General features: G+C 72.5%; 6 protein-coding genes. 3 read left to right on the top strand and 3 right to left on the bottom strand.

Features of this window, described 5'->3' with window-relative positions:
- Nucleotides 1-25: 25 nt before the first annotated feature.
- Complete coding sequence (locus AB0L89_RS37820; protein WP_365151902.1) at nt 26-2,359, top strand: LuxR C-terminal-related transcriptional regulator; 2,334 nt, start codon at nt 26-28, stop codon at nt 2,357-2,359.
- 546 nt (nt 2,360-2,905) lie between these two features.
- Here the strand turns inward: AB0L89_RS37820 and AB0L89_RS37815 are convergent.
- Entirely contained in the window at nt 2,906-3,472 is a 567-nt protein-coding gene (locus AB0L89_RS37815) for a DJ-1/PfpI family protein (protein WP_365151900.1), read from the bottom strand.
- A gap of 492 nt (nt 3,473-3,964) precedes the next feature.
- On the opposite strand from AB0L89_RS37815, the gene AB0L89_RS37810 reads away from it, so the two are divergent.
- Nucleotides 3,965-8,911 (top strand): NAD-glutamate dehydrogenase, encoded by a 4,947-nt coding sequence (locus AB0L89_RS37810; RefSeq protein ID WP_365151898.1) that lies wholly within the window; start codon nt 3,965-3,967, stop codon nt 8,909-8,911.
- Between the two features lie 87 nt (nt 8,912-8,998).
- Here the strand turns inward: AB0L89_RS37810 and AB0L89_RS37805 are convergent, their stop codons facing one another.
- Complete coding sequence (locus AB0L89_RS37805) at nt 8,999-10,687, bottom strand: serine/threonine-protein kinase (protein ID WP_365151896.1); 1,689 nt, start codon at nt 10,685-10,687, stop codon at nt 8,999-9,001.
- Nucleotides 10,688-11,306: 619 nt separating this feature from the next.
- Nucleotides 11,307-12,335, bottom strand: coding sequence for a serine/threonine-protein kinase (locus tag AB0L89_RS37800; protein WP_365151894.1), 1,029 nt, complete (start codon nt 12,333-12,335; stop codon nt 11,307-11,309).
- A 234-nt stretch (nt 12,336-12,569) separates the two neighbouring features.
- Between AB0L89_RS37800 and AB0L89_RS37795 the strand changes: the two genes are divergently transcribed.
- On the top strand, nt 12,570-13,682 hold the full coding sequence (locus tag AB0L89_RS37795) for an NDP-sugar synthase (protein ID WP_365151892.1): 1,113 nt from the start codon (nt 12,570-12,572) through the stop codon (nt 13,680-13,682).
- Nucleotides 13,683-13,699: the final 17 nt, after the last annotated feature.

Raw genomic sequence — 13,699 nt, 5'->3', positions numbered from 1 at the left:
ACGACGTGACGGGGGCGGTATCGCGATGGGTTTCGGCTTCGGACAGCGGCGCGGCGGTCAACTGCCCGCTGAACTGACCTCGTTCGTCGGACGCGTGGACGAACTGGAGCAGGTGCGTGCGGCGTTCGCGTACGCGCGGCTCGTCACGCTCGTCGGACCGGGCGGCGTCGGCAAGAGCCGCACCGCGCTGCGGGCCGCGGCCGGGCTCGGCGAGCGCTTCCCGGACGGGGTGTGGCTGGCCGAGCTGTCCGCCCTGAGAGACCCGGAGCTGATCCCGGCGACGCTCGCCGCGGTCCTCGAACTGCCCGAGCAGTCCGGGATGGCGCCGCTCGACGCGGTCGTCGCGCATCTGCAGGGCAGGCGGCTGCTCATCGTCCTTGACACCTGCGAGCACCTGGTCGACGCCTGTGCGATGCTCTCCGACATCCTGCTGCGCGAGGCCGCCGACGTGTGCGTGCTGGCGACCAGCCGGCAGCCGCTGGACGTGCCGGGCGAGCACTGCTGTCCCGTCTCGCCGCTCGCGTCGGACGACGCCGTGGAGCTGTTCGCGCAGCGGGCCGCCGCCGTGGTGCCCGGCTTCGCGGTGCACGAGCGGAACCGCGAGCGGCTCCTCGCGCTGGTCCACCGCCTCGACTGCATCCCGCTCGCGCTCGAACTGGCCGCGGTGCGGCTGCGCGCGATCTCCGTCGAGGAGCTGGTGGCGCGGCTCGACGACCGGTTCCAGGTGCTCACCGGAGGGCGGCGGACCTCGCTGTCGCGGCACCAGACCCTGCGTACGGCGATCGACTGGTCGCACGAACTGTGCACGCCGGCCGAGCAGTTGCTGTGGGCGCGGCTGTCCGTGTTCGCGGGCTCCTTCGAGCTGGCCGCGGCCGAACAGGTCTGCGGCGGCGAGGAGTTGCCCGCCGGGGAGGTCCTCGAGCAGCTCATCGGGCTCGTCGACAAGTCCGTGGTGCAGCGGCTCGGGGAGTCGGGCAGCCGCTACCGGCTGCTCGACACGCTCCGGGAGTACGGGGGCGAGCGGCTCGGCGCCGCGGAGGGCGACGGGGGTGCCGCGCTGCGGGCGCGGCACTTCGCGTACTACCGGGATCTGGGGCGGCGCTTCGAGGACGGGTTCCTCGGCGCCGCGCAGCCTGCGCTGCACCGGTCCGTGCGCGCGGAGGTCGCCGACCTGCGGACCGCGCTGGAGTACGCGTACGAGACCGAGGGGCGGGCCCGGGAAGGGCTGCGCCTCGCGGCGCGGCTGTGGCCGCACTGGCGGGCCTCCGGGACGCTCTCCGAGGGCGGGTACTGGATCGAGAAGGGCCTGGAGCGGGTCCCCGAGGACTGCTCGGCGCGGGCTTGGGGGCTGCTGGGGACGGGGGTCTTCGGGGTCTGGACCGCCGACCTCGCGACGGCCGTCGAGCGGATGGCGCTGGCCAGGGAGTCCGCGGCGCGGGCGGGCGACGAGCAGGTCGAGCAGTTCGCGGAGGCGTACGCCCACGGGCTCGCGGCGCTGTGCGGCGACGCGTCGGGGCTCGACGGGCTCGCGGACGTGCGGCGGCGGATGGTCGAGAGCGACAACCTGCTGGGGCTGGTCGTGCTGGGGTACGAGGCCGCGCTGCTGCGGGCCGTCCTCGGGGACACCGAGGGTGCGCTGGAGCTGTGCGCGGAGGGTCTCGGGCTGCTGGAGGGCAGCGGCGAGCGGCAGATCTACGGGTCCACGCTGATGGCGCAGGGCCTGGTGCGGTGGCTGGCGGGGGACCGGGCGGCGGGCGTCGCGTCGCTGTGCCGGGGGATGGAGGCGGCGGGCGAGGTCGACGAGGTCCTGGTCGCCGCGATGTGCTGCCACGGGCTCGCGTGGGCGGCGGCGGGGGAGGGGCGGCACGTGCGGGCGGCGTGGCTCTTCGGGTACGCGGAGAACGCGCGGCGGCTCGGCGGGGACCCGATCGGCATGCTGCCGACGCTCTTCGAGCGGCAGGAGGAGGCGCGGAAGGCGGTGCGGGAGGCGCTGGGGGGCAGGCAGTTCGAGCGGTGGCACGCGGTGGGGGCGCGGTTGTCGGGGCGGCAGGTGCTGGAGGCGGTGCGGGGGGATGCGGAGACGCCGGGGCGGGGGGCGGGTGTGGGTGCCGCGGGTGCCGCGGGTGCCGCGGGTGCCGCGGGGCGGCGTGGGGGTGGGGATGTGTTGACCCGGCGGGAGCGGGAGGTGGCTGTGCTGGTCGCTCAGGGGCTGTCCAATCGGGAGATCGCGGAGCGGCTGGTCATCTCCAAGCGGACTGCTGACGCGCACGTCGAGCACATTCTGGCGAAGTTGGGGGTGGGGTCTCGGACGGAGATCGCGGAGGCGGCGGGTGCCGCGGGGGCGGCGGAGGTGGGGTGACGGTTTCCCCCTGCGGCGGGGGCGGTGCGGCTTCTTTGTTGCCCCGCGCCGGGGCGGGTGTCTTTTCCGGCTGCGCCGGGGCTTGAGCCTCACATGGCGCTGCCCGGCACGGTCGGCTGCGCCGGGGCTGGAGCCACGGTCACCGCCGCCCGGCACCGGGGGCTGTGCCCACCCGTTCCGCCGTGCGGAACGCCTGCCCACAGCGGTGGTGGGGGGAGCAGGAGGGGGCAGGTGTGGGCCCCCGGGGCCGGGGTCCGGGGCCGGAGGGGGCCGCGCCGCGGGGCCTGCCCTCGCCGACAAGGGCAGGCGGCCGCGTCGGCCGCGCCGAAAGCGGTGGGGGCGGGCGGGTGCCTTGCCACGACAGCCGTGGGGGAGTTGACCAGGATGCCGGCACCCCGCCCGCCGTACCCGCAGCCTCGGCGAGGCGGCGCAGAACAGAGCCTGCCCGCCGCGCCCGCCTCCCGGCATCGGTATGCCGAAGGATCCGCATACCGATGTGCGGCCGCCCGCGACGGGCTCCGTATACCTAGCGAGCCCACCCCGCCCTCACGTCACCGGCGCCTTCGCCCGCAGCACCGTGAGGAACTCCCGCATCCACCCGGAGTGGTCCGCCCACCCGCGGGCCGAGACCAGCGTGCCGTCCACGACGGCCTCCGCGTCCTGGAAGGTCGCGCCCGCCGCCTGCATGTCCATCTCCAGCGCCGGGTACGCCGTGACCCTGCGCCCGCTCAGGCCGCCGACCGCCGCCGTCAGGAGCGGACCGTGGCAGATCTGGGCGACCGGCTTGTCGGAGTCGAAGAAGGACTTGAGGATCTTGCGGAGCTCGGGGTCGTTGCGCAGGTACTCCGGGGCCCGCCCGCCCGGGATCACCAGCGCGGCGTACTGGCCGGGATCGACTTCCGAGAAGGCGAGATCCGCGGGCCAGGTGTAGCCCGGCTTCTCCGTGTACGTGTCGAAGCCCGGCTCGAAGTCGTGCACCACGAACCGCAGCTTCTTGCGTGCCGGAGCGGCGATGTGGACGTCGTACCCCTCCTCCCGCAGCCGTTGGTAGGGGTAGAGGACCTCGAGTGACTCCGCCGCGTCGCCGGTCACGATCAGGATCTTGGCTGTCATGTCGCTGCGCTCCCTCCGTCGGGTGCCGCCCTTGTCGGGTACCGCCCTCGTCGGCCGGACCCTCCCGGCCAACGTGCCCCTGTGCTGCCACTTTGCCAAGAGGGCCGACCGCCGGGGTGACTGTGCAGACTGTCAAAGTTCGCCCCCCGCTTTTGTACACATACGGCTCATGACGGGTCCCCCGTACGGAGCGATAGCCTTGACCCGTGATCAGCGCGATATCCCGCGGGGGCATGGACGCCTCCGCCCTGCGCCCGGGGACCACGGACGACAACCGTGGCCGGGCGGAACTCGCTGACGCTTCTTCGCGGTGCGGTACACCGGGCCGATCGAGCCATCGGTCGGTGAAACCGCTGAAAATGGCGGATAACCGCCCGCTCGTCTCGCACCGCGGCATAACGTCGAACCCGGCCGGAGACCCCGCGTCGCGGCGTTACGTCACATCACTTCCTTCTACGTCACGCAACGGCGCGCGACAGGAGTCAGAGGACCATGCAGACCAAGCTGGACGAAGCCAAGGCCGAGCTGCTCGCACGGGCCGCCCGGGTAGCTGAGAGCAGCCCTGTCGGGGGGCGCCTACCGAGTGACGCACCGACCGGGACGACGAGCGAGGCAACGCCGGACCAGGACACGGCCCTCGCGTTCCTCCAGCGCTACTACCTGCACACGGCACCCGAGGACCTGGCCGACCGCGACCCGGTCGACGTCTTCGGAGCGGCCTTCTCCCACTACCGGCTGGCCGAGAACCGCCCGCAGGGAACGGCCAACGTGCGCGTGCACACCCCGACCGTCGAGGAGAACGGCTGGACGTGCAGCCACTCCGTCGTCGAGGTGGTCACCGACGACATGCCCTTCCTCGTCGACTCCGTCACCAACGAGCTCTCCCGCCAGGGCCGCGGCATCCACGTGGTGATCCACCCGCAGGTCGTCGTACGCCGTGACGTGACCGGAAAGCTCCTGGAGGTGCTGGCCGACGACGCCGGCGCCGAGCGGCCGCACGACGCGCTCGTCGAGTCGTGGATCCACGTCGAGATGGACCGCGAGACCGACCGCGCCGACCTGAAGCAGATCACCTCCGACCTGCTGCGGATCCTGTCCGACGTGCGCGAGACCGTCGAGGACTGGGAGAAGATGCGCGACGCCGCGCTGCGCATCGCCGACGAGCTGCCCTCCGAGCCGACCGCGGGAGACCTGCGCGACCAGGAGGTCGACGAGGCCCGCGAGCTGCTGCGCTGGCTCGCCGACAACCACTTCACCTTCCTCGGCTTCCGTGAGTACGACCTCATGGACGACGACTCCCTCACCGCCGTCCCCGGCACCGGCCTCGGCATCCTGCGCGCCGACCCGCAGCACGGCGGCGACGACCACCACCCGGTCAGCCCGTCCTTCAACCAGCTGCCCGCCGACGCCCGCGCCAAGGCTCGCGAGCACAAGCTCCTCGTCCTGACGAAGGCCAACAGCCGGGCGACCGTGCACCGCCCCAGCTACCTCGACTACGTCGGCGTGAAGAAGTTCGACGCCGAGGGCAACGTCATCGGCGAGCGCCGCTTCCTCGGCCTCTTCTCGTCCGCCGCGTACACCGAGTCCGTGCGCCGCGTGCCCGTCATCCGCCGCAAGGTCGCCGAGGTGCTGAAGGGCGCCGGGTTCTCCGCCAACAGCCACGACGGCCGTGACCTGCTGCAGATCCTGGAGACGTACCCGCGCGACGAGCTCTTCCAGACGCCCGCCGACGAGCTCCGGTCCATCGTGACGAGTGTCCTGTACCTGCAGGAGCGGCGGCGGCTGCGGCTCTACCTGCGCAAGGACGAGTACGGGCGCTACTACTCCGCGCTCGTCTACCTGCCGCGCGACCGCTACACCACCGGCGTCCGGCTGCGGATCATCGACATCCTCAAGGAGGAGCTGAACGGCGCCAGCGTCGACTTCACCGCCTGGAACACGGAGTCGATCCTCTCCCGCATCCACTTCGTGGTCCGGGTGCCCAAGGGCGGCGAGGTCCCCGACCTCTCCGACACCGACGTCGAGCGCATCGAGGGCCGGCTCGTGGAGGCCGCCCGCTCCTGGGCCGACGGCTTCGCCGAAGCGCTGACCGCCGAGTGCGGCGAGGAGCGCGCCGCCGAACTGCTCCGCCGGTACGGGGGCGCCTTCCCCGAGGGGTACAAGGCCGACCACACGCCGCGCGCCGCCGTCGCCGACCTCCAGCACCTGGAACAGCTCACCCAGGGCCGCAAGGACTTCGCGCTCTCCCTGTACGAGCCGGTGGGCGCGGCCCCCGGCGAGCGCCGCTTCAAGATCTACCGCTCCGGCGCGCAGGTCTCCCTCTCCGCGGTGCTGCCCGTGCTGCAGCGCCTGGGCGTCGAGGTCACCGACGAGCGTCCCTACGAGCTGCGCTGCTCGGACCGTACGCACGCGTGGATCTACGACTTCGGGCTGCGCATGCCGAAGTCCCCCTCCGGCAACGGCGACTACCTCGGCGACGACGGCCGCGAGCGCTTCCAGGAGGCCTTCGCCGCCGCCTGGACCGGTGCCGCCGAGGTCGACGGGTTCAACTCGCTGGTGCTGCGCGCCGGTCTCAACTGGCGCCAGGCGATGGTCCTGCGGGCCTACGCCAAGTACCTGCGCCAGGCGGGCTCGACCTTCAGCCAGGACTACATGGAGGACACGCTCCGCAACAACGTCCACACGACCCGGCTGCTCGTCTCGCTCTTCGAGGCGCGGATGTCGCCGGACCACCAGCGCGCGGGCAACGAGCTGACCGACGGGCTCCTGGAGGAGCTGGACGGCGCCCTCGATCAGGTGGCCTCGCTGGACGAGGACCGGATCCTGCGGTCCTTCCTCACCGTCATCAAGGCGACGCTGCGCACCAACTTCTTCCAGGCGGCGGAGGGCGGCAAGCCGCACAACTACGTCTCCATGAAGTTCGACCCGCAGGCCATCCCCGACCTGCCGGCGCCCCGTCCCGCGTACGAGATCTGGGTGTACTCGCCCCGCGTCGAGGGCGTCCACCTGCGCTTCGGCAAGGTCGCGCGCGGCGGTCTGCGCTGGTCGGACCGGAGGGAGGACTTCCGTACGGAGATCCTCGGCCTGGTCAAGGCGCAGATGGTGAAGAACACCGTCATCGTGCCCGTCGGCGCCAAGGGCGGCTTCGTCGCCAAGCAGCTGCCCGACCCGTCGGTGGACCGCGACGCGTGGCTGGCCGAGGGCGTCGCCTGCTACAAGACGTTCATCTCCGCGCTGCTCGACATCACCGACAACCTGGTCGCGGGCGAGGTCGTGCCGCCCTCCGACGTGGTGCGCCACGACGAGGACGACACCTACCTCGTCGTCGCCGCCGACAAGGGCACCGCGACCTTCTCGGACATCGCCAACAAGGTCGCCGAGGACTACGACTTCTGGCTCGGCGACGCCTTCGCCTCCGGCGGCTCCGCGGGCTACGACCACAAGGGCATGGGCATCACCGCCCGCGGCGCCTGGGAGTCCGTCAAGCGGCACTTCCGGGAGCTCGGCACCGACACCCAGTCCGAGGACTTCACGGTCGTCGGCGTCGGCGACATGTCCGGTGACGTCTTCGGCAACGGCATGCTGCTCTCCGAGCACATCCGCCTGGTCGCCGCCTTCGACCACCGGCACATCTTCATCGACCCGAGGCCGGACGCGGCCACCTCCTACGCCGAGCGCCGCCGCCTCTTCGAACTGCCGCGCTCCTCCTGGGCGGACTACAACAAGGACCTGCTGTCCGCGGGCGGCGGGATCTTCCCCCGCTCCGCCAAGGCGATCCAGCTCAACGCCCACATCCGCGAGGCCCTCGGCATCGAGACCGGCGTCGCCAAGATGACCCCGGCCGACCTGATGAAGGCCATCCTCCAGTCGCCCGTCGACCTGCTGTGGAACGGCGGCATCGGTACGTACGTGAAGTCGTCGGCCGAGTCGAACGCGGACGTCGGCGACAAGGCGAACGACGCGATCCGCGTCGACGGCCAGGAGCTGCGCGTCAAGGTCGTCGGCGAGGGCGGCAACCTCGGCCTCACCCAGCTGGGGCGCATCGAGTTCGCCCGCGAGGGCGGCCGCATCAACACCGACGCCATCGACAACAGCGCGGGCGTGGACACCTCCGACCACGAGGTGAACATCAAGATCCTGCTCAACGCGGTCGTCGCCAACGGCGACATGACGGTCAAGCAGCGCAACAAGCTGCTCGCCGAGATGACCGACGAGGTCGGCCACCTGGTGCTGCGCAACAACTACGCGCAGAACACCGCGCTGGCCAACGCCGTCTTCCAGTCGTCGTCCCTGCTCCACGCCCACCAGCGCTTCATGCGCCGGCTCGGCAAGCAGGGCCACCTCGACCGGGGCCTGGAGTTCCTGCCCAACGACCGGCAGATCCGCGAACTGCTCAACTCCGGCCGGGGCCTGAGCCAGCCCGAGCTCGCCGTGCTCCTCGCGTACACGAAGATCACGGCCGCGGACGAGCTGATCCAGACGACGCTGCCCGACGACCCGTACCTCCAGCGTCTCCTGCACGCGTACTTCCCCAAGGCGCTGCACGAGAAGTTCCCCGAGCAGGTCGACGGGCACGCGCTGCGCCGCGAGATCGTCACCACGATCCTCGTCAACGACACGGTGAACAGCGGCGGTTCGACCTTCCTGCACCGGCTCCGGGAGGAAACGGGCGCCTCGCTTGAGGAGATCGTGCGGGCGCAGCTGGCCGCGCGCGAGATCTTCGGGCTCGGCGAGGTGTGGGACGCGGTCGAGGCGCTCGACAATGTCGTCGCCGCCGACGTCCAGACCCGCATCCGGCTCCACTCGCGCCGCCTCGTCGAGCGCGGCTCGCGCTGGCTGCTCAACAACCGGCCGCAGCCGTTGCAGCTCGCCGAGACGATCGACTTCTTCAGCAAGGGCGTCGCCGAGGTCTGGGACGAGCTGCCGCAGCTCCTGCGCGGCTCCGACCTGGAGTGGTACGAGGGCATCCGCGACGAGCTGGCCGAGGCGGGCGTCCCGGAGGAACTGGCGCGGCGCGTCGCCGGGTTCTCCTCCGCGTTCCCCGCGCTCGACATCGTCGCGGTGGCCGACCGCATGGGCAAGGAGCCGATGGCCGTCGCCGAGGTGTACTACGACCTCGCCGACCGGCTGCGGATCACCCAGCTCATGGACCGCATCATCGAGCTGCCGCGGGCCGACCGCTGGCAGTCCATGGCGCGCGCCTCCATCCGCGAGGACCTGTACGCGGCGCACGCGGCGCTGACGGCGGACGTCCTCGCGGTCGGCAACGGCGCGTCGACGCCGGAGCAGCGGTTCAAGGCGTGGGAGGAGAAGAACGCCCCGATCCTGAGCCGGGCGCGGACGACGCTGGAGGAGATCCAGAGCTCGGACGCGTTCGACCTGGCGAACCTGTCGGTCGCCATGCGGACGATGCGGACGCTGCTGCGTACGCACTCGTAGGCGCCTGCGCGTCTTGGCGGTACGTGAACGGGGGCGCCCCGGGCCTTGCGGCTCGGGGCGCCCCCGTTCGTGCGGGCCCTTCGGGCGTTACGCCCTCGACTCCCAGAGCGTGACCGTTCCCTTGAGGTCCGGGAGGTAGTCCTTGTCGGTCGGCGGCTCGACGCCGGTGATCGTCCACATGGCGACGTTGCCCTCGCCCGTGACCATGCAGAGGTGGTCGCCCTCGACGATCTGCCGGGACTTGTTGATCGCCTCGCCGGTGAGCGACTCGCGGAACGGGTTCTGCTCCGCGCCCTCCCGGCACTGCTTGGCCGTGGTCCCGGACGCCTTGCCCATCGCGTGGTCGAACGACAGGTCCTGGTATCGCGCGTGGAAGTCGGCCTCGTCGCTCTCCATGGAGCCCGTCGGGTCCACCTTCGGGGTGTCCAGGTCGATGTACGTGGTGTCGAGCGAGCCGGCCGGCGTGCGGAGCGTCATCGGCTTGTTCTCGAAGACGAGCGTGTACGTGGCGTCCGCGGCCGGCGCGGAGGGGTCCTCGGACGGGTCGCCGACGGCGCCGCCGTCGTCCGCGGCGGGGGACTCCTTCGCGGGGTCGGCCGGCTGCGAGGCCCGCTTGCCGTCGTCCTTCGTGCGCGCCTCGTTGCCGCCGCCCTTGTCGTCGTCCTTGCCGAGCAGCCAGACGGCGGTACCGGCGCCCGCGCCGACCGCGAGGACCAGGGTGGCGGCGACGAGGGCGACGCGGGTGCGGCGGCGGGGCCTGGGGGACGTGGGTGCGGGTGCGGGTGCGGGCGTGTGGCCTGTGGTGGGGGGCTGGGGCTGGGGCTGAGGGGTGAGGTTGTAGGTGTGGGTGCCCGGGGGCGGGGGGTTCTGCGCCGACTGTTCGCGGCGGGTGATCTCCGCGGCGAGGGCGGGCGGGAGCCACGCCTCGAACTGGGACAGGGGGCGGCCCGCCGCCCGCTCGCACCACTCGGCCAGCTCGGCGGGGGTGACGCGGCCCGCCGGGTCGGCGGCCAGGCAGCCCTCCAGGAGCATCCTCAATCCGTCGTCGTACGCGTCGAGTCGGGGCGGCCGGTGTGCGGTGTTCGCGATCTGCGCGGCGATCGTGATGGCGCCGCCGTCGCCGTACGGGTGGCGGCCGGTCGCGGCGACCGCGGCGATCAGGCCGAGCGAGAACACGTCCGTGGCCGGGCCGACCTGCTCGCCGAGCGCGTGCTCCGGCGACATGTACTGCGGGGTGCCGATCAGGCCGCCGGACTGGGTGAGCTGGGTGGCGTCGGCGGCGCGGGCGATGCCGAAGTCGATGACGTACGGGCCGCCGGAGCCCAGCAGGATGTTGCTGGGCTTGAGGTCGCGGTGGACGACGCCCGCGGCGTGGATCGCGGCGAGGGCCCGTGCCGCGCAGCCGATGAGCTGGTGGACGGCGGGGAGCGGGAGCGGGCCGTGCGTGGCGAGGGCGTCGTGCAGCGAGATGCCGGGGATGAACGCCGAGGCGAGCCAAGGGAGTTCGCCGTTGGTGTCGTGGTCCACGACCGGGACCAGGTGGTAGCCCTGGACGCGGCGGGCGGCCTGGACCTCCTGCTCGAAGCGGCGGCGGAAGTCGGGGTCCTGGCCGTATTCGCGGCGGATCACCTTGAGGGCGACGGGCTGGCCGCCGCGGGTGTGGGAGAGGTAGACGGTGCCCATGCCGCCCTCGCCGATCCTGGCGAGGAGGCTGTACCCCGCGGCTTCCCTCGGGTCCTGTGGGCCCAGGGGGCTGAGGATTTCACTGCTGCTCATGGTGGTTGGGAGCCTCCCCCGATGTCTGCGCTGTCCCTGAGGCGCGTAAAGCGTTCAGAGCTTACGACACGCTTATGCGGGGGGAAGTTCCTTTGGGAGGTGGGGAGTTCACGTACGAATTCTGGCGGGGGCGCCTTGGGCGGTGCGCCTGTTGTTCGTGGGTGGGGTGGGTGGCGTTGGCGTCTTTCGGTGAGCCTTGGGCTGTTGCGCCTTTGCCCGTCTGTGGGGCGGGGCCGCGGGCGTCTGGCGGGGTGCCTTGGGCTGGTCCGCCTCTTGTCCGTCTCGGGGGCGGGGCCGCGGGGGTATGTGCGTACTCGCCATCCCTGCGCCCCGCCTCAAGTCCAAAGGCGCTAGTGCTGGCTCGGTGCTCCGTTCGCACATACCCCCACGTCCCCTCGGGAGCGTCTGCGACCGCGGCCCGGTGGGGGCCGGTGCGTCCGAGCTGCGCCCGGTGGCCAACCTGCCGCCGGTCCCTCGCTGTGGGCAGCGGCGCGGTGGGCATGTGGCCGCCCCCTGCTGTGGGCAGGCGTTCCGCAGGGCGGAACGGGTGGGCACAGCCCACGGTGCCGGGTGGCGATAAGTGTGGCACCCGCCTCGGCGCAGCCGGGCCAGGTGGGTGTTACGGGGTGCGGTGGGGCCAAGGGGTGTCGCGGAGGGTTAGGGGGGCCGTCGGAGGGACGGCCCGGACCGTTTCCGCTTCGGAGAGGGGGATCTGAGGGGCGGGAGGCCGCGCGGCCACCGCCTCGACGCGGGCCACGTCGGCACCCAAGGATGACGGCAGCCAGGACGTGAAGTCCCGCACCGGCGTAGGGGACGCCCACCCGCACAGATGGGCCAGCGCGGCCGGCGCGGGCCGGTCCTCCGGACGCGCGGCAAGACAGCGCGACGTCAGTTCGCGCAGGGGGTCCGGGACTCCGTCCAGGGTCGGCGGCTCCCGGTCCGTGCCCGCGATCCGCGCCGCAATGGCGAGCCCGTTGCCCCGCCCGTACGGATGCCGCCCCGAGGCCGCCTCCGCGATGACGAGCCCGAGGGCGAACACGTCGGAGGCGGGCGACACCTGTCGCCCGAGGGCGTGCTCGGGCGACATGTAGCGGGGCGTACCGACCAGCCGCCCCATCGTGGTGAGCGTCGCGACCCCCGCGGCCCGCGCGATCCCGAAGTCGAGCAGCCACGGCCCGTCGGAGGCGAGCAGCACATTGCCCGGCTTCACGTCCCGGTGGACGACCCCCGCCGTGTGCACGGCGTCCAACGCGTACGCGACGCCCGCGGCGAGCCGCAGCACCGCGCCGGTCGGCAGCGGGCCGTGGTCCTTGAGCGCGTCGTCGAGCGGCACCCCGGGCACGTACCGCGTGGCGAGCCAGGGCCGTTCGGCCCCGGCGTCGTGGTCGACGACGGGCACCAGGTGGTAGCCGGAGACGCGCCGCGCCGCGGCCACCTCGCGGGCGAACCGCTCGCGGAACGCCGCGGTGCTGTGCGGCTCGCGCGTGTACTCGGCGCGGATCAGCTTCAGGGCGACCGGCTGCCCGCCCCGGCTGCGGGAGAGGTACACCGTGCCCATGCCGCCCTCGCCGATCCGGGCGAGCAGCCGGTAGCCGGAGACTTCCCGCGGGTCCTCGGCCCGCAACGGCTTCGGTACCGCACCCGTCATCTGTTGCCCCCCTGCGTCCGGTGTGCTGAGGCGGAGCGTATCGCGCGGGGATTGGTTGCTTCCGGGGCGCGGAATGGGTGATGAGATTCGCCATATCCCATCAATTCGGGCATTTGGTCTAAGGTGGGTGAGATTGTCTGACGGAGGTACGAGTTCCGCCCGGAGCGGGGACGCGAGCTCCGCTCGGAGCGCAGGCAAGCACAGGGAAGCACAGGGAAAGGTCGCGGTAGGGCGATGACGGAAGCCATTCTGCTGGTCGGCGGGCAGGGCACCCGGCTGCGGCCGGTCACGGTCCACACGCCGAAGCCGATGGTCCCCGCGGCCGGCGTCCCGTTCCTGGCCCACCAGCTCGCGCGCCTCGCGGCCGCCGGCGTCGACCACGTCGTGATGGCCACCTGCTATCTCGCCGAGGTCTTCGAACCGCACTTCGGCGACGGATCGGCGTACGGCCTGGAACTGGAGTACGTCGTCGAGGACCGCCCCCTCGGCACCGGCGGCGCCATCCGCAACGCCGCCCGGCGACTGCGGTGCGGCGGCGACGAGCCCGTCCTCGTGTTCAACGGCGACATCCTCAGCGGGCTCGACATCCGCGGCCTGGTCGCCACGCACACGCGCCGTGACGCCGACGTCACGCTCCACCTGGCCCGCGTCGACGACCCCCGCGCCTTCGGTCTCGTGCCGACCGATACCGACGGGCGTGTGCTGGCCTTCACCGAGAAGCCGCAGACTCCCGAGGAGATCGTCACCGACCAGATCAACGCGGGCGCGTACGTCTTCCGGCGGTCCGTCATCGACACGATCCCCGAGGAGCGCGTCGTCTCCGTGGAGCGGGAGACCTTCCCGGCGCTGCTCGCCGAGGGCGCGTATCTGCACGGACAGGTCGAGAACACCTACTGGCTGGACCTCGGCCGCCCCGAGGCCCTCGTCCAGGCCTCGGCCGATCTCGTCCGCGGCGTCATCGCCTCGCCCGCGCTGCCGGGGGAGCGGGGCGAGGCGCTCGTCCTGCCCGGCGCCGAGGTCGCGGCGGACGCCAGCCTCGCCGCCGGGACCGTCGTGGGCGCGGGCGCCCGCATCGGGGCGGGGGCGGTCGTGCACGGCTCGGTCGTGCTCGACGGAGCGGATGTCGGTGCCGGTACCGACATCAGGAAGAGCCTGGTCGGTGCGGGTGCCCGCATCGGCCGCCGGACTGTCCTGCACGGCGCGGTCGTGGGGGACGGGGCACAGGTGGGGGCCGACAACGAACTGCGGACCGGGGCGCGGGTGTGGTGCGAGGCGGTGCTGCCCGACGCGGCGCTCCGCTTCTCGCCCGACGTGCCGACCGCGTCCCGTACCACCGAAGGGCTGTGAGCAGTGACCGTGAACCT

The sequence above is a fragment of the Streptomyces sp. NPDC052114 genome (assembly GCF_040680155.1).
Taxonomy (GTDB): domain Bacteria; phylum Actinomycetota; class Actinomycetes; order Streptomycetales; family Streptomycetaceae; genus Streptomyces.
This window is presented reverse-complemented; position numbering and strand designations above follow the sequence as displayed.